Here is a 17,157-nt window from a genome sequence, read left to right as displayed (position 1 = left end):
AGTCACCTTATTTACCTACTACAACCCTGGCATGACGGATCAATTTGTCATTCAGCATGTAGCCTTTTTGCAACTCATCCAGTACTTTCCCTTTCAGTTCCTCTGTAGGTGCAGGAATTTCTGTGACAGCGTCGTGAAGATCCGCATCGAATTCTTTGTGCAGATTCTCCATAGGTTTCAGGCCTTTGGCTTGTAGTGTTGATTTCAATTTATTGAAAACCAGCATAACGCCCTCTTTAATAGCATTAAAGTCGGTGGTGTTCTCGAGCTGTTTAGCAGCACGTTCACTGTCATCCAGTACATCCAGCAAGGCAATAATGGTCTCCTTGTTAGCTGTCTGCATTAACTCAATTCTTTCCTTGGCTGTGCGCTTTCTGAAGTTATCAAACTCTGCAACCAGACGCAGGTATTTATCCTTCATCTCGTCCAGTTCCTGTTGTTTCTTGTCGAATTCGCTTTCATCCGCCAAGGCATCGTTAAGGTGGGAGGTGCCGGCTATGTTCTCATCTGCATTAATATCTGGCATGCCTTTACCGTTTTCGGTGTCCTGTCCGTTTGTCTGCATATGGTAGTATGTTTTCGTTTATTAATTGTAAATTTACAAAGGTACGTCAGACAATTTACTTGCCAAGCAGTCAAATGCCGCCAAAATGACAAAGCTCCCTCCTAAAGATGTCATTTTGAAAGTCGAGTTCCCTTCCAGGGGAAGTATCCTTGAATTTAATTAAGCCGATTAGAGTTCACTTTCTGGTCCACTTTGTCTTCGATGCTTGTTCGATGCTTCTTCGACGCTTGTTCGATGCTTGTTCGAATAAGCGATACCCCTTCCTTTCCCGAATATATCCTCCCACTTTCTTACCTTTGCGCCTTCGAACTATTGATAATGACCAAAGTTTTTTTAAAGAAAAAAATACAGAACCGCGTACTACAAGGCCATCCATGGATTTTTGGAAACGAAGTAGGAGAGATCCAGGGCCCCGTAGATGCAGGTGATATAGTGGATGTATTCACGCATTCGGGCCACTTTCTGGGTAGAGGATATATTAATCCGCAATCCCAGATCCTTGTCCGCCTCCTGACCCGTGACAAAGATGAGCAGATCGATGCGGAATTCTTCTATCGCCGTCTCCTGAAGGCATGGAAATACCGTCAGCAGATCGGATATACTGAAAACTGCCGCCTGGTATTCGGAGAAGCTGACGAAATGCCGGCCCTCGTCATAGATAAGTTCAACGATTACTTCGTATTACAGACCCTGGCGCTCGGTATGGATAAGTGGAAAGGTGCTATCGTCGATGCCCTGACCAAAATTTTCTCTCCCAAAGGTATTTATGAGAGAAACGATGTGCCCGTGAGAGAGCTGGAAGGGATGCAACAACAAAAAGGTTTCCTGAGCGCACCCTTCGATACCAATATTATCATCAGGGAAAATGGACTACAGTTCCATGTAGATATCGAAAATGGTCAGAAAACCGGTTACTTCCTGGATCAGCAGGATAACCGCCGGGCCATTCAGCACATCGTAAAAGATGCGGATGTACTGGAAGCCTTCTGTTATACCGGTACCTTCTCCTGCCACGCCGGTTATTATGGCGCAAAGAGCGTGTTAGGGCTGGATATTTCTGAACATGCAGTGAATACTGCGCGCAAAAATGCACAGCTGAATAACCTGGAAGATAAATGTAAGTTTCAGGCTGTCAATGCATTTGATGTGCTGAAGCAGTGGACCAAAGAAGAGAAGAAGTTTGATGTGGTAATCCTGGATCCACCGGCGTTTACCAAAAGCCGTGAGAATATCCAGAAAGCCATCACCGGTTATAAAGAGATCAACCTGAGAGGGATGAAACTGCTGAAACCAGGCGGATTCCTGGTCACAGCTTCCTGTACCAACCTGGTACCACCATCTATGTTCCTGGAAATCATTGATATGGCTGCAAAAGATGCGAAAAAGAAACTGAGACAGGTCACTTTCCAGACCCAGGCACAGGATCACCCGATTTTGTGGAATATTGAGAATACAACATATCTGAAATTCCTGATCGTTGAGGTGCAATAAATTGTAAAGGAATGTCCAAACAGAACATTCATGAAAGAGGAAATCCACCAACGGGAATGAAAACTATTTTCAAGAACAAAAAAGGCTGTCGTAAGACAGCCTTTTTTGTTTGCTTGCTAGCCTGTGCCAGCATAAAATATCTTTAGTTTATTACTTGACCACATTAAACTTACCAGACTCTATCAGCGTTCCCTGCCTATCTCTCAGCTGGAAAATATACAAACCACTGTAATACCCATCCAGCTCCACCGTCGTCTTACTACTCACATTCTTTATCTGGCTTACCATCTTTCCTAAAAAATTGAATACAATAAGATCATAAACCTGTTCGTTATTATGCTGTAATTCAAAATTTATTCGGGAAGATGCAGGATTAGGGTACAATTTCACAATTTTACTACCACCATCAGTGCTTGATGAAGCAGGTCTATACGTCTGCGCCCTGGAACTCAGGGTGATCAGCAGCATAAAGCATGTAAGTAAAAGAGTAAAGGTTTTCCACATACCCGTAAAGATAAAGATTTTTTCGAATATCTATTATTTTTCGTTCTAAAATAGCGGGGGCTGGCACAACAAAATAATCTATCATATTATATAATATATTATTAAATCAGACCCTCCTTATTCAATTCCTATTGTAAAAATAACAAATGGCAGGCCAAAAAGTTAGCACTGCCATTAGTATTTAACAAAAATTAACGCTTTTCAGCAATTTTTATTGCAATTCAGCCAGTGTTTTCTTAATTGCTTCAAAATCAGGCAGATCTCCAGCAGACTCCAGCACCTGTGCATACTTCACAGTACCTTCTTTGTCTACCACGAAAGCAGCTCTCTTGGATACCCCTTTCAGGTCCAGTACGAAATTTTCATAATAAGCACCATAAGCCTGGGATGCCTCCTTGTTGAAATCAGACAACAGTGGGAAGTTCAGGTTCTGCTCTGCCTTAAATTTACCCAGGGTGAACGGAGAGTCTACAGAAATACCAACTACTGCTGTATTCAACCCATTGTACGTAGCCAGGGAATCTCTTACACTGCACAGCTCTGCTGTACATACACTGGTAAATGCCAATGGAAAGAAAAGGATAACCAGGTTCTGTCCTTTGAAATCTTCCAGTGTTACTTTTTTCTTCTCTGTATCATTCAGAGAAAATGCTGGTGCCATTGTGCCGATTGCGATGCTCATTTTATAATTTTTTAGACGGGCAAATATAGTAAAGGATTAATAAGGGAATTAAAATCTTGGACAATGCACAGCATCCAGGGTACTGTTCCTGCTATTCAGGAACCCCTTAAACACCAGCGCCAGCTCAAATCCCCCAAAACTCTGGCTCGCCGTTTTCAGTTTTGAAATATTACAATCGTAACTTATGCTGATCTCGTACTTGTCCATATCCAGGCGCATTGTAGGGATTACCGCATCGCCCCAGCGCATAAACACACCGCCATATATCCCCCTGGTACTTTCCAGCCCTTCATTATATAACATATATCCTAAGATCGCTCCCCCATTATACTCCGCATACGCTCCTTCATGGATCTGGTTATACTGTGCAATCAGTTTTAGCCTTTCATCCATCGGAATCGTGATCCCCGCATTGAAAGTATACTTGGGATCCATCGTAATACTGTTGTCTTTATAGAAAGATACCCTGGGCCGGTTAAAGTGGAAAAGGGCTGCGCCTATATAATAATTAACATCCTCCCCAATCGTGCTATTAAAACTAATACCCGCACCTGCATCCCAGTAGCCATATCCACGCAAGGCTAGCCTGCCTTCTTCGCCGGAACCGATGGTAGGATCATAACGGCCACCCGTATACTGGTTATTAAAAGTTAGCTTGGTAGCGTCGAACTGCCTTTGCACAAACCCACCCATGAACCCCACAGAAAGGAACATGTTCTTCACCTCACTCAGTGACTTATGATAGTTGATCGCTGGCAGAATCTGTACCGCCTGTAGTCTGGCAGTACCTGCTCTGTCATAAGTAAACTGTGCACCCGTAGTGAGGAAGTCCTCCCCACGGCCTATCGGAAATTTCAACTCCCCACTTAAGGCCCCCGTTTGATAAGGGATGGTCACACTATTCCACTGATTCCTGTACACAGCCTGTACACGGTAATCTCCATTAAAGAGACCTATCAGTGCTGGGTTTCGCAGAATGGGGGTCTCATAAAACTGCGACAGGTGAATATCCTGCGCCATTAGCCTGGAACTCAGACATAAACAAAGTGCCACAAACAGCTTTCTACAAATCCTTCTCATCGGCAAATTTTAAATAGGAATATGGTAATCACTGTTTATCGTAACAGCATTACGTTACCCTTCAGGGTAAAGTCCTCATTCGTATCGCAGACCACTTCGGCTACATATACAAACACATCCGGGTTTACAGGAACTCCTTTTACTTTTCCATCCCATCCGCTCGTAGGATCTTCTACACTAAAGTTTGTCCTTTCAAATACTAATTGCCCCCAACGGTTATATATTCTCCATGATTTAATTGTCTTGATACCACGCCCCCTGATGTAGAAAATATCATTCTGTCCATCATTGTTAGGCGTGAATGTATTCGGCAGCCACGTATTACCTGATTCACAAACCATCTTGATGGTGATCTCATCTACACTTTTACAGTTATAAGCATTGGTCGCAGTTACCGTATACGTGGTGGTTGTCTTAGGCGTAGCTGTAGGTTTCAGACAATCCACACAATCCAGGTAATTCACCGGCCACCATTCAATCTTTGTAACATCATTACTGCTCACCACAGGAATCTGGTAACTACTTCCTGTAGCTAATGTAATATCCGGACCCGCATTTAATTCAGGTAGAGGATGTACAGTAACTACCGCCATTGCCTGTGAAGTAAAGCAGGCATCCCTGCCATAACCTGTAACGGTATACGTAGTTGTCGTATCAGGAGAGGCCATCGGATTCTGCGCAGATGGATTATTCAATCCGGTAGCAGGAGACCATCTATAGGTTACGGCACCTGCAGCATGCAGCTGGGCGGCATCATTTTTACAGATAAAGGTATCTGAAGCTGTCACCGCAAAAGGCTGGGATACTAATACAGGAATATCTTTTTCCACCGCACATCCCGCAGCATTCTGCGCTATTACATGATAGGTCGTATCGATCTCCGGAGTAACTACCGGGTCAGCACTATGCAGATCATTAATTTTATAATCCGTCCAGGTCACCGTTGCATTCGCATCTGTATTCGCATGCAATACAAGACTACCACCACGACATATACTCGCACTTACCGGATTGGGATTCAGTGCAGGATAATCTACCACACTGATGGTCTCCGTAGCTGTACTGCTACAAATACCACTTGCCGTAGAAATCGTTAATGTAATCACCTGGTCGCCTGACTGATTGAAGGTCGTAGCAGGCGGGGTCTGAACTAAATAATCCTGGCCCAGGATATTCCAGCTCCATTTGGTACCAGGAATATTCTTCGTTTCATGACCGGCCAGCTGCAGGGTAGCACCCGTACATAATGGACCTGCCGGATCAATCACAGCTACCGGTTTAGGTTCTACGACAATTGCCTTTTGAATAGTATTCACACAACCATAAATAGTCGTTGTCGTTAGCGTAACATTGTAAGTACCAGGTGCATCATATACATAAGAAGGTGTGTGCGCTGAACTTACATCGTCAGTTTTGGTAGTGACACCAAAATCCCATGCATAAGTCATATCCATACCCAGTTCTGCAGATACACTGTAAGAAGAATCGCTAAATAGTACAGTGCCTCCGTCACAAGCCTGGGTAACGTCGGTGCCAAAATTAGCCTTCACCTTATCTGCAATTACCTTGGAGGAACCGTCTGCTGCTACCCGGCATCCACGGGCATCTTCCAGCAATACTACCGGGTAGTACACACCTTCCTGAGGATAAGTGTAAGTAGGAGAAGTTGGCGTGGTAGTGGTTGCAGAATGACCATCACCAAAGTCCCAGATGTATTTAATAGCAGCACTGGAAACAGCATTCATCGTTACCGCGAGCGGATAACAACCCGTTTCCGGGGTGACAGTATAACTACCATTCGGGCCATCAATTAATATATTTTTAGGTCCTGCTACAGCACTTGCACAACCACCCTGAGAATACACTGTGAGGGTAATGCCGAAAGTGCCTGCCTTTATATAGTTATGCAGCGGATCCTGTTCTGTAGAAGAACTGACGTCACCAAAAGTCCAGGCAGAACTTACATAATCAGAAGAAAGGTTGGTAAACTGGATCTTCACCGGTGGACATACATCCGCAGCCACAGCAGGGTAGCTGAAGTCTGCAATCGGATTAGGGACACGCAGGTAGTCTACAGTAGTAATCGTATCCCGGCAACCAGTAGTACCTTCTATCATCAATGATACAGTATACTTACCAGGCGCAGTATAAGTATGTGCTGGTGTAGCATCTGTACTGGTCGTACCATCACCGAAATTCCACTGGTAAGTAAGTGGTGTGGTGATAGAAGAATTGGAAAACTGATAAGGAGTATTCAGACAGGCAATACTATCCGGACCGCCAAATGCTGCGATAATATTTGCAACACGGGCAGTTGCAGTATAACTGTCTTCACACCCTGTATTATCCTTTACGGTGAGGGTCACCGGGTAATTGTTGATCGAGGTATAAGTATGCGTTACAGTAGGTGTAGCAGTCGTAAATACTTCCGGGGTACTGCCGTCTCCGTAATCCCATGTCCAGGATACAATTGTATTTCCTGTTTTGGTCGTTGACTGATCTGTGAAGGTGATCGCGATGCCTTTACACTGCTTAGTCTCGATAGAGAACTTCGCATTTGCACCATTCACTGTAATAGGAATGGAATTAGAAGGATGCAAACAACCAAATACATCTGTAGCTACCATGCTTGCCACATAATCACCAGGAGCATTATACTCATGGGTAGCTGGCCCCTGTGCCCCCGTTGTGGAAGTAGCGCCATCTCCAAATTTCCACTGGAAGCTGGAGAAATGATTGGCAATCATTGGATCCATGGAAAACGTTACACTACCATTTTTACAGAGAGTAGTCGGATTCGCATAGATCTTTGGACTTTCGTTGACAATTGTTATGGTAGTTTTGAACACAGACTGACAGCTGCCATTATCCACTGTGAGGGTAACTGTATATGTACCCCCTGCGGCGTAAACGTGTGTGGGGTTTTGAACGTTAGAAGTCTGGCTATCACCGAAATCCCAGTTCCAAATCTTGGTTGTACTTGCACCAAAGTCTGATTTGTCGGTGAAAGAACGCTGAAATAAATTGCTACAATCAGGTGTATTAACCGTAAATGCTGCTGCAGGCGGATTGATTGTAATCAGGTCAGTTTTGGTCAGCGTCTGGCGACAACCATTGTTGATTACCGTAAGGATTACGGTATGAGTGCCGATCGTGCTCCATACATAAGTTGGATTTTCGAGCGTAGAAGAACCGTTGCCGTTAGTTTCTTCAAAAGTCCATTCCCAGGAAGTACCCCTCGGATTAGATTGATTGGTAAACTGGAAAACGGTCGGCTGACAACCAGTGGTCCTATCCACAGTGAACTCCACATCTACAGGATCTCCTACCTGTACCGGGAAGGTAGCTGTCTGCATACAACCTCCCTGCGTAGTAATCGTTAAGGTGACAATATAATTGCCTGCCTTTGTGAAAATATGAGTAGGTACTTTATCGGTAGAGGTGGTACCATCCCCAAAGTTCCATGACCAACTTATTACCGGATCAGCAGTAGCTACGATGGGCGTGAATTTATCTTCCAGGGGCACACAACCATTGGGTAAACCATCTATACTCAGGATAGGTTTCTTAACTGCAACAGTCGTGACGGCATTGGCTGCGCAACCGGCTGCATTGCTGGCAGTCAGGGTCACAGTATAGGTGCCTTCAGCATTATACTGGTGGCTTACGTTCTGTACAGCAGAAGAGCCACCATCATTAAAATTCCATTTCCAGGCAGTAGCACCTGTTGTCAAACCCGTAAAATTAAAAGTAGCAGGAACAGTACAGGCAGTGGTAGGTGTTACACCAATACTCGCTGTGGGAATATCAGAGATCGTAAAACTCCTCGTTACGTTTGCCTGACAACCATCCTGTGTCAATGCCTGTAAGGTGACAGAGTAGGTACCTGCAGCGCCAAAAGTCTTGACTGCGTCAACGGAATTTTGTACATCACCGTCAGAAAAAGTCCAGGTTGCGCTCTGCGGAGCAGGCTGAGTAGTATTCACAAAATGAAGAGTAGTACCCTTACAAAGACTCTCCGAAATAGTAAAGTCTGCTGCAATTGCCGCGATCTTGATATATTCCGTTTGTGTGAGTGTTTTTGAACATCCGTCAGCTGATGTCGCTGTTAGTGTTACAGTATAATTACCTTCTGCAGTGTATGTATGAATAGGGTTCAGGTCAGTACTCGTACTACCATCTCCGAAATCCCAGAGGTAGGTAATACCCGGGTTGCCGGTAGTATTGATCGTAGTACCATTAGTAAAGTTGACGGTGAGTGGAGCCTTACAGCTTCCCTGGGTATTGCTGGTAAAGGCCGGAATGGGGGTAGCTTTTGCATGAATGATCTGGGAATTACTGTTCGTACAGCCATAACTATTAGTTACAATTGCACTGGCAGCATAGTCACCACCTATCGTATAAGTATAGTTGGCAGTCGTACCGGTACCTCCATTACCATCCCCGAAATCCCAGTTCACACTGCTGATAGTACCATCACCGGCGGTAGACTGGTCAGTAAACTTCACTGGCAGAGGTGTACAACCACTCGTTACATCAGTGGTAAACTGTGCTGTTGGTTTTTTATATACATTTACAGTGTGGGTAGCGGTTCCCGTAGTACCATTGGTAAACGTAACTGTAAGAGTTACAGTGTATGTGCCAGGTTTAGTGAAGGAACGCGTGGGGTTCCAGAGGGTCGATTTCGCTCCTCCATCTCCAAAATCCCAGGACGCTGAGGCTCCTGAGGTTGATTGATTAATAAATTGTACATAGGCAGTACCGCATCCTGTAAAATTATCAGCAGTAAATGCTGCTGTGTTTTGGGCCTGTACGCTGACGGCAGAGAGCAGGATCATCACACAGGTGTATGCAGCGGCATACCAGGTGCGTACAAAAAGGCTTAGGCGTTGGTGTTTCATTCTCCGGATATGGCTAATGTCGTTCGGCTTTCGACAGTAGCATAGGTTTTAAAAATAAAGGTTCAATTTTTTAACGTAAGTCTGGCTTAGATTTCACGTTAAGTAAACGTAAACAAATTGTTAATGGTTCAGAGTAGAAAAGAAAATTACACAAAAGTTATTCCAGCTTTATCTGTTGGCACAAGCTCAACAATATACGGCAAATTTACGATGTGTAAGTTTATTATGTGCATTTTCCTTTTATGTATGAGTACTGCCGTGTTTGCACAAAATAACAATGTGGTAAAACCTGAGGTTTTTCAGACAGGAATTAAACAATCGGGAGTACAGGTATTTGATGTACGTACCTTGGCAGAATATAGTGCTGGGCACCTGCCACATGCTATGCAGGCTGATTATGCCCGCGAAGAAGAATTTAATGAAAGAATAAAGTACTTAAACAAGGAACAGCCGGTATACATTTATTGCCTGAGTGGACCTCGTGCAGCTGGTGCAGCAAAGCAGATGCGCGAAAAAGGATTCACGAATGTAGTAGAACTGGATGGCGGTATCGCAGCCTGGAAAGGGGCGGGGCTCGCAGTAGAAGGTGGCAACAACCTTCCGCAGCTTACCCTGATCGACTTTACCGGTAAGATATCAGAAGGAGATGTGTTAATTGAAATCGGCGCTGACTGGTGTCCTCCTTGTCAAAAGATGGAACCTGCAGTAGCTGCTTACTTAAAAGCACATGCCGGTATAAAACTGTTAAAAGTAGATGGTAGCAAAGATACTAACGTGATTAAAACACTGGGTGCTACTACCTTACCTACATTTATCCTGTACAAGGAAGGGCAGGAAGTCTGGAGAAAAACAGGCGTTGTAGAATTAAACTAATGTCATCCGTGGCAAGCCGAGGCCAATTGAATTTTTTTAAATGCTATTAGCTGGACCGTATCCCTATACCAGCAAGCCATTATCCAAACAAAAAGCTTTTGCCAACTGGCAAAAGCTTTTTGTTTGGATAATGGTAAAAAAACTTCTTTTTCTTACTACACCTGGTAAATATGATGATACTTCTCCGTCGCATAATCCAGGAAATGCTTGAAGGCCAGCGGCTCCCCGGTAACCTTTGCACACAATTCATTACTGGTATAATACCTTCCATGATGATGAATCTCATCACGCAACCAGGTGAGTAATTGTTTATAATCTCCCTGGGAGATCTGCTCGGTCAATCCCGGAATCTGATTTTGCGCAGCAATAAAAAACTGTGCGGCATACAAGCTACCCAGTGAGTAAGTGGGGAAATACCCAAAGCTACCATGTGACCAGTGAATGTCCTGCAATACGCCTTGATTATCATCGGGTACATCTACGTGCAGGTATTCACGGTAGTACTTATTCCATACTTCATTTAAGTCTTTCGTAGTGTAAGTACCGTCCAGTAATCCCTTCTCAATTTCATATCGGATCATTACATGAAAATGATAAGTCAGTTCATCAGCTTCTGTACGGATCAGGGATGGTTTTACCTGGTTGATCGCTTTATAGAATTCATCCAACGATACATTTTGCAGGTTACCAGGAAAGCGTGCCTGCAAAGCTGCATAGTGATGCTGCCAGAAAGGGAGGCTGCGACCTACATTATTTTCCCATAGCCTTGACTGTGATTCATGAATTCCTAAACTGGCTGCTTCGCCGCAGGGTAAACCGTAATTATCTACCGGAAGGCCCTGTTCATAAAGCGCATGCCCACCTTCGTGGATACAACTCCAGGTCATATTGCCAAAATCATTTTCGTCGATCCGGGTAGTCACCCTTACATCCTGTGGGTTGAAACTGGTAGTAAATGGATGTTCAGAAATATCCTGTCTGCCGGCATTCATATCGTACCCCATGGCCTTCAGCATCTCGATGCCGAATTCCCATTGTTGATTACGGTCATAATGCAGATGCAGAAAATCTTTATTTACCTGTGGTTTGGATTCGATTCGTTTTAATAAGGGAGCCAGCGCGGATTTTACATCAGCAAAGATGGTATCCAGCATAGCAGTATTAGCTCCTTTTTCATATTCACTCAGCAGGGCATTGTAGGGATGGCCATTGTATCCCAGTATGTTTGCTTCCTGTTTTTTAAGTTCCACCATTTTGGCCAGCAGGGGTTCAAAGATCTTATAATCATTGGCCTTCCGGGCCTTGATCCATGCATGGTAACATTCATTGGTAGTGGTAGAAAGTTCCGCTACAAAACTGGCAGGGTATTTTTTATTCTTTTCATAGTCCTCCAGGGAGAGGGCAGCGTTTTTTGTAGCTATGATGTCCAGGTCCTGGCGGGTATGCAGGTCTTGCAGTAATTCACCCAGCTTGTCTTCTACAAATAATTCATGTGCGAGGGTACTGAGGGTCGTAATCTGCTGCCCCCGAAAGGCGGCTCCTTTTTCGGGCAGGTGAGTTTCCTGATCCCATCCCAATACAGCAATAGCATTGCGTATATCAGCAATCTGTTGCATTTTCGTTTTGTACGAAGCGTACAATTCTCCCGAGGATTGTGTCATCATGCCATTTAGTTTTTTGCAATTTTAAATAATTCCCATCATATTTGCTTGTCATGAAAATCAAAGAAATCACAACGGCTGTTGCCGCATTTGCACCATTACAGTACCAGGAGAGTTACGATAACGCAGGTTTGCTGTTCGGCAATGGTGACTGGGAAGTAACCGGGGTACTGCTTTCCCTGGATACAACCGAAGCAGTGGTAGACGAGGCTATTGCCAGGGGGTGTAACCTGATAGTGGCCCATCACCCTATCGTATTTGGAGGCCTGAAAAAGATTAATGGTAATAATTGTGTGGAACGGGTAGCTATCAAAGCTATCAAGCATGACATCGCTATATATGCTGCCCATACTAACCTGGATAATGTAAGGAACGGGGTTTGTGAAAGGATGGGGCAGCGGCTGAGCCTGAAAAATACCCGGGTATTAGCCCCTAAAAAGGAATTATTAAGGAAATTATACACATTTGTGCCGCAGGCAGCTGCCGAAAAGGTCAGGTCTGCATTATTTGCAGCCGGGGCCGGACATATTGGCGCATATAGTGAATGTAGCTTTAATGGAGCCGGGGAGGGAACTTTTAAGGCCGGAGCAGGCACCCAGCCTTATGTTGGGGAAATTGGCAGCCGTCATATTGAGGCAGAAACGAAGGTCGAGGTTATTTTTCCCTTATATTTGGAACAATATGTGATCAAGGCACTTATAGCCAGTCATCCTTATGAAGAAGTGGCCTACGATGTGGTGAAACTGGAAAATGAATATGCGCAGGTAGGTTCAGGATTGATAGGAGAGCTGGAAGCGCCAATGGACGAGATGGAATTTCTGCAATTTGTGAAACAGCAGTTTGATACCGGCTGCGTTCGGTATACCCCTCTCAGGGGTAAGCCGGTGAAACGGGTAGCGCTTTGCGGAGGAGCCGGAAGTTTCCTTCTGAAAAGAGCAATTGGGGCAGGAGCTGACGCTTATATTTCGGCAGACTTCAAATATCATGAGTTTTTTGACGCTGAAAATCAAATAGTTATAGCGGATGTTGGACATTTCGAGAGCGAGCAGTTTACGGTTGACTTATTTTTTCATATATTGACTGAAAAATTTCCTAATTTTGCGCCTCTTAAATCTACCATTCGAACAAACCCGGTAAATTATTTATAAACACATTACATGGCTACTGTAAATAAAGATTACTCCGTAGAGGAAAAATTGGTGTCTGTACTTAGACTACAGAAGATGGACTCCAGACTGGATGAGATCCAGGTGTTGAAGGGGGAGTTGCCGATGGAAGTTAAAGATCTGGAAGACGAGATCGAAGGATTAAATACACGTCTGTCTCATGTAGAAGACGAAATCCGTGGCATTCAGGACTTCATTTCTAACAAGAAAAATCAGATCAAGGAGTCAGAAGCCCTGATTAAGAAATACGAGAAGCAGCAGGATAACGTAAAAAATAACCGTGAGTTCGAAGCTATCACCAAAGAACTGGAAATGCAGTCTCTGGAAATCAAGCTGGCTGAGAAACACATTCGCGATGCAAACGACGAGGTAAAGGACAAGAGCCGTTCCCTGGAGTCCGCAAAGAGAACCATTGGTGATAAAGAAGCGAACCTGAAGCACAAGAAAGGTGAACTGGAAAAGATCATCGGTGAAACTGAAAAAGAAGAGAAAGCTTTCCGTAAGCAGAGCGATGAAGCTCGTGCTAAGGTAGAGCCTCGCTTGCTACAGGCTTACGAAAAGATCCGTAAGAACTATCGTAACGGTCTGGCAGTTGCCACCGTGGTACGTGATTCCTGCGGTGGTTGCTTTAATGCAATCCCTCCTCAGCGTCAGGCGGAAATCCGTCAGCGGAAGAAAATCATTATCTGCGAGCATTGCGGTCGCGTGCTGGTAGACAATGATCTGGAAGCAACAGTTACTATTTAAGCATTAGTAATACCAGAAATAATTTTGAAAAGGGTTGTATCATTTGGTACAACCTTTTTTCATTTGCAGGCATTTTTGGTTTGGAATTTGACGTAAAGCCGGCAGTTTGTAAATATATTTGTTTCCATGCGTACCGTATTCCTGTTAGGAGTGTTATTCGCCCTTATGTTCCCTGCTGTAGCCCGGCAAAAAGTATATGACTTTAATCCCCGCTGCCAGCAAGCCTATGATGCCATTATGCAATTAAAGGTAAATGCAGGTACCGCCCTGCTGGAAGCCGAAAAAAAGGAACATCCCGATAACCTCATACCTTACTTTCTCGAAAATTATATCGACTTTTTCAACCTCTTTTTCAATGAAGATCCTGCAGTCTACTCAAAAAGAAAAGACCTGCGCGATCAGCGCCTGGACATCCTGGCATCGGGGCCTGAGAATAGTCCCTACTACCTGTATACCCAGGCTGTGATCCGCTTTCAGTGGGCCATGATCCGCATTAAGTTCAGCGAAAAGTGGGATGCCGTGTGGGAAATCAGGAAAGCCTTTGTACAGTTCAAAGACAACCAGCGCAAATTTCCCCAGTTCCAGCCAAACACGATGATGATTGGTGCCCTGCAGGCCGTATTCGGCACCATCCCCGAGGGCTATCGCTGGATTTCTAATATCCTGGGGATGAAAGGTAATATCCGGGAAGGTATGCGGCAGGTACAACAAGCCGCCGAAAGTAATAATGATGTAGCCTTAATATTCCGGCCCGAAGCTTCTTATTATTTTTGCTACCTGAAACTGTTCATTGAAAACAAACCGGACGATGTCTGGATATTCATCCACAAACATCAGCTGGACACGAAAAATAATTACCTTTTTGCCCTCATGGTAGCAAATATTGCCATGAACAACCAGAAAGCAGCACTGGGTATCAAAACCCTTTCAGAAAGAAGTGAGAGCGGCGGCTACCTGGATATCAAATACAATAATTACCTGTGGGGAGTTCTGAAACTGGACAGGCAGGATGATGATGCTAATGTGTACCTCCAGCGTTTTACCGACAACTTCAGAGGCAGATTCTATCTCAAGGAATGCCTCCAGCGGCTTAGCTGGTACTATTACCTGCATGGTAACATGGATGCTGCCAATAGATACAGGGCACAGATCCTGACCAGGGGGAATACGGAAACCGATGCCGATAAACAAGCTCTCAAAGATGCTAAAAGCGGTAAGTGGCCAGACCCCGTATTATTGAAAGCCCGTTTGCTCAGTGACGGAGGTTTCTTTAACGAAGCCCTGAAAATGTTACAGACCAGGAAAGCAGCAGACTATGGCCGTATGGAAGATAAGCTGGAATATGCCTATAGACTGGGAAGGATCTACGATGCAATGGGTATGGATGATAGTGCTATTGCCATGTACGATGTCACCGTAAAATCAGGCGCCAACAGACCTGAATATTTTGCTGCAAGAGCATCCCTGCAAATGGGTTATATTTATGAAAAGAGGAAAGATAAGGTGAAAGCCCAGCAATGTTATCAGGCTTGTCTGGACATGAAAGGACATGATTATAAGAACTCACTGGATCAGCGTGCCAAGGCCGGAATTCAGCGATTGAACGGAGGTTGAGGGTTCGCTACGCAGATACAGTTCGTAATGTGAAATTTAATTTGCGGAATATTTTCCCATATGCTACAAAAACTAACAATTAAGAACTACGCTATTATTGAACAGCTGGAAGTAGATTTTGCCGGGAGCCTGAATGTTATAACGGGGGAAACGGGTGCAGGTAAATCTATTCTGCTGGGCGCATTGTCATTGATACTTGGCGAACGTGCAGATCCGGGAGTATTGCACAACAAGGATAACAAATGTGTAATAGAGGGAAATTTTAAGGTGAAAAAGTCGCAGGTAGCAGAATTTTTCCAGCAACATGAACTGGACCTGGAAGATCAGCTGATCATTCGCCGCGAGATCAGTACCGCCGGTAAGTCGCGTGCATTCATCAATGATACCCCGGTTAACCTGTCTCAGCTACACGAACTAAGTCAGTACCTGGTAGACCTGCACCAGCAGTTCGATACCCTGGAACTGGAAAAATCTGATTTTCAGAGAGAGGTACTGGATGCATTGGTAAACCAGCCTGCCCCCCTGCAGCAATACCAGCAGGGTTATAGTAGATATGTAGCTGTACAGCGGGAGCTGAAACAGTTGCATGACCTGCGTAACAACGCGAACAAAGAACTTGATTATAATAAATTCCTGCTGGATGAACTGACAGAGGCCAACTTCATACCAAATGAAATTGAGGAACTGGATGCAGAGCTAAAAGTACTCAGTCATGCAGAGGAAATCAGGAATACCCTGAGCCGGGTCTACTTCCAGCTCAAGGAAGATGAACAACCCTTGTTACAGCAACTGAAACAGATTCAGTCATCTGTGCAGGGCCTGGCTAACTTTCACAAGGATGCCCCGGGCATCGCAGCACGTTTGCAATCAGCATATGTAGAACTCCAGGACATTACCAGCGAGATCGGGCATATGAATGACCAGGTACAAACAGATGGCGCACGGCTGGAACACCTGAATGAGCGTTTATCACTTGGCTACAGGTTGCTGAAAAAACATGCAGTACAAACTACCTCTGAACTGCTGGTCATACAGGAAGAGCTGACAGTGAAAGTGGATGGGGTGCTGAACCTCGACGAAAAACTGGAAGGCCTGGAAAAAGAACTGGAAACCTTACAGGGCAAATTGCAGGCACAAGCCGCAGCAATAACAGCTGCGCGTGAAAAAGCTGCCTTACCATTTGAGAAATCTGTGAACGCATTGCTGGCACAGGTTGGTATGCCGAACGCCAGGCTGAAGGCATCGATAGTAAAAGGTGCCCTGAACCATTTCGGACAGGATACAATTGAATTCTTATTTGATGCTAATAAGAGCGGCAACTTTGCTCCTATCCGGAAAGTGGCCTCAGGTGGTGAGTTGAGCAGGTTGATGCTGTGCATCAAATCACTGGTCGCGCAGTCAGTCGCACTGCCTACCCTGATCTTTGATGAGATAGATACAGGTATCTCTGGGGAGGCAGCCCGTCAGGTGAGTTTCATCATGGAAGGGATGGCCAAGGGGCACCAGATCATTTGTATTACACACCAGCCGCAGATTGCGGGTAAGGCTGATGCGCATTATTTTGTGTTTAAAGATATGAAGTCCGGCAAGGTGACAACAAATGTTCGATTGTTGACAAGGGAGGAGCGGATCAATCATATTGCACAGATGATGAGTGGAGAGAAACCGACAGCAGCTGCCCTGGAGAATGCACGGGAGTTAGTAAAATAACAACATTGAAAAAATAAAAAGGAACCGGTAGCTTTGGAAAAAGACCTCGGTTCCTTTTTCATGAAAATGGTTTCATTCCCTTGGTGAATTCCCTTTTCATGAATGTTTTATTTATAAACTTGACTGTAGCGATAGAAAATTAAAAACTGACATGCATTTTCTG

General features: G+C 44.6%; 12 protein-coding genes. 6 read left to right on the top strand and 6 right to left on the bottom strand.

Annotated elements, in window-relative coordinates; genetic code table 11:
- Positions 1 to 7: 7 nt before the first annotated feature.
- Positions 8 to 565 carry a nucleotide exchange factor GrpE gene (locus U0033_RS14870; RefSeq protein WP_072362693.1) on the bottom strand — a complete coding sequence of 186 codons (558 nt, stop codon included), beginning with the start codon at positions 563 to 565 and terminating at the stop codon, positions 8 to 10.
- Between the two features lie 318 nt (positions 566 to 883).
- Between U0033_RS14870 and U0033_RS14865 the strand changes: the two genes are divergently transcribed.
- The gene (locus U0033_RS14865) at positions 884 to 2,056 is read left to right on the top strand and encodes a class I SAM-dependent rRNA methyltransferase (protein ID WP_072362692.1); all 1,173 of its coding nucleotides are present in this window, start codon (positions 884 to 886) and stop codon (positions 2,054 to 2,056) included.
- 150 nt (positions 2,057 to 2,206) lie between these two features.
- On the opposite strand, the gene U0033_RS14860 is transcribed toward U0033_RS14865, so the two are convergent.
- The 4 genes from U0033_RS14860 to U0033_RS14845 all read right to left on the bottom strand — a co-directional run bounded on the left by U0033_RS14860 (position 2,207) and on the right by U0033_RS14845 (position 9,223).
- Entirely contained in the window at positions 2,207 to 2,524 is a 318-nt protein-coding gene (locus U0033_RS14860) for a T9SS type A sorting domain-containing protein (protein WP_072362691.1), read from the bottom strand.
- Between the two features lie 247 nt (positions 2,525 to 2,771).
- The gene (locus U0033_RS14855) at positions 2,772 to 3,242 is read right to left on the bottom strand and encodes a redoxin domain-containing protein (protein ID WP_072362690.1); all 471 of its coding nucleotides are present in this window, start codon (positions 3,240 to 3,242) and stop codon (positions 2,772 to 2,774) included.
- A 48-nt stretch (positions 3,243 to 3,290) separates the two neighbouring features.
- Positions 3,291 to 4,322 carry a PorP/SprF family type IX secretion system membrane protein gene (locus U0033_RS14850; protein ID WP_072362689.1) on the bottom strand — a complete coding sequence of 344 codons (1,032 nt, stop codon included), beginning with the start codon at positions 4,320 to 4,322 and terminating at the stop codon, positions 3,291 to 3,293.
- A 35-nt stretch (positions 4,323 to 4,357) separates the two neighbouring features.
- Positions 4,358 to 9,223, bottom strand: a complete 4,866-nt coding sequence (locus U0033_RS14845; RefSeq protein ID WP_072362688.1) for a PKD domain-containing protein — start codon at positions 9,221 to 9,223, stop codon at positions 4,358 to 4,360.
- Between the two features lie 246 nt (positions 9,224 to 9,469).
- On the opposite strand from U0033_RS14845, the gene U0033_RS14840 reads away from it, so the two are divergent.
- On the top strand, positions 9,470 to 10,096 hold the full coding sequence (locus U0033_RS14840) for a rhodanese-like domain-containing protein (RefSeq protein ID WP_072362687.1): 627 nt from the start codon (positions 9,470 to 9,472) through the stop codon (positions 10,094 to 10,096).
- A 155-nt stretch (positions 10,097 to 10,251) separates the two neighbouring features.
- Here the strand turns inward: U0033_RS14840 and U0033_RS14835 are convergent, their stop codons facing one another.
- Positions 10,252 to 11,760, bottom strand: a complete 1,509-nt coding sequence (locus U0033_RS14835) for a carboxypeptidase M32 (RefSeq protein WP_072362686.1) — start codon at positions 11,758 to 11,760, stop codon at positions 10,252 to 10,254.
- A gap of 50 nt (positions 11,761 to 11,810) precedes the next feature.
- On the opposite strand from U0033_RS14835, the gene U0033_RS14830 reads away from it, so the two are divergent.
- From U0033_RS14830 to recN, 4 genes are all read left to right on the top strand, one after another.
- Positions 11,811 to 12,905, top strand: a complete 1,095-nt coding sequence (locus U0033_RS14830) for a Nif3-like dinuclear metal center hexameric protein (protein ID WP_072362685.1) — start codon at positions 11,811 to 11,813, stop codon at positions 12,903 to 12,905.
- Between the two features lie 9 nt (positions 12,906 to 12,914).
- Positions 12,915 to 13,670 carry a zinc ribbon domain-containing protein gene (locus U0033_RS14825; protein ID WP_072362684.1) on the top strand — a complete coding sequence of 252 codons (756 nt, stop codon included), beginning with the start codon at positions 12,915 to 12,917 and terminating at the stop codon, positions 13,668 to 13,670.
- A gap of 126 nt (positions 13,671 to 13,796) precedes the next feature.
- A complete protein-coding gene (locus U0033_RS14820) occupies positions 13,797 to 15,284 on the top strand; it encodes a tetratricopeptide repeat protein (protein WP_072362683.1) in 1,488 nt (495 codons plus the stop codon).
- 60 nt (positions 15,285 to 15,344) lie between these two features.
- Positions 15,345 to 16,994, top strand: coding sequence for a DNA repair protein RecN (recN, locus tag U0033_RS14815; RefSeq protein WP_072362682.1), 1,650 nt, complete (start codon positions 15,345 to 15,347; stop codon positions 16,992 to 16,994).
- Positions 16,995 to 17,157: the final 163 nt, after the last annotated feature.

The sequence above is a fragment of the Chitinophaga sancti genome (assembly GCF_034424315.1).
GTDB classification, from domain to species: domain Bacteria; phylum Bacteroidota; class Bacteroidia; order Chitinophagales; family Chitinophagaceae; genus Chitinophaga; species Chitinophaga sancti.
The sequence above is the reverse complement of the archived record's forward strand: the minus strand, read 5'-3'. Positions and strand labels throughout refer to the sequence as shown.

What these genes read in the sequence shown, in the direction of transcription:
- U0033_RS14870 (WP_072362693.1), bottom strand. Translation starts at nt 565, where the DNA reads ATGCAGACAAACGGACAGGACACCGAAAACGGTAAAGGCATGCCAGAT.
- U0033_RS14865 (WP_072362692.1), top strand. Translation starts at nt 884, where the DNA reads ATGACCAAAGTTTTTTTAAAGAAAAAAATACAGAACCGCGTACTACAA.
- U0033_RS14860 (WP_072362691.1), bottom strand. Translation starts at nt 2,524, where the DNA reads ATGCTGCTGATCACCCTGAGTTCCAGGGCGCAGACGTATAGACCTGCT.
- U0033_RS14855 (WP_072362690.1), bottom strand. Translation starts at nt 3,242, where the DNA reads ATGAGCATCGCAATCGGCACAATGGCACCAGCATTTTCTCTGAATGAT.
- U0033_RS14850 (WP_072362689.1), bottom strand. Translation starts at nt 4,322, where the DNA reads ATGAGAAGGATTTGTAGAAAGCTGTTTGTGGCACTTTGTTTATGTCTG.
- U0033_RS14845 (WP_072362688.1), bottom strand. Translation starts at nt 9,223, where the DNA reads ATGAAACACCAACGCCTAAGCCTTTTTGTACGCACCTGGTATGCCGCT.
- U0033_RS14840 (WP_072362687.1), top strand. Translation starts at nt 9,470, where the DNA reads ATGAGTACTGCCGTGTTTGCACAAAATAACAATGTGGTAAAACCTGAG.
- U0033_RS14835 (WP_072362686.1), bottom strand. Translation starts at nt 11,760, where the DNA reads ATGATGACACAATCCTCGGGAGAATTGTACGCTTCGTACAAAACGAAA.
- U0033_RS14830 (WP_072362685.1), top strand. Translation starts at nt 11,811, where the DNA reads ATGAAAATCAAAGAAATCACAACGGCTGTTGCCGCATTTGCACCATTA.
- U0033_RS14825 (WP_072362684.1), top strand. Translation starts at nt 12,915, where the DNA reads ATGGCTACTGTAAATAAAGATTACTCCGTAGAGGAAAAATTGGTGTCT.
- U0033_RS14820 (WP_072362683.1), top strand. Translation starts at nt 13,797, where the DNA reads ATGCGTACCGTATTCCTGTTAGGAGTGTTATTCGCCCTTATGTTCCCT.
- recN (WP_072362682.1), top strand. Translation starts at nt 15,345, where the DNA reads ATGCTACAAAAACTAACAATTAAGAACTACGCTATTATTGAACAGCTG.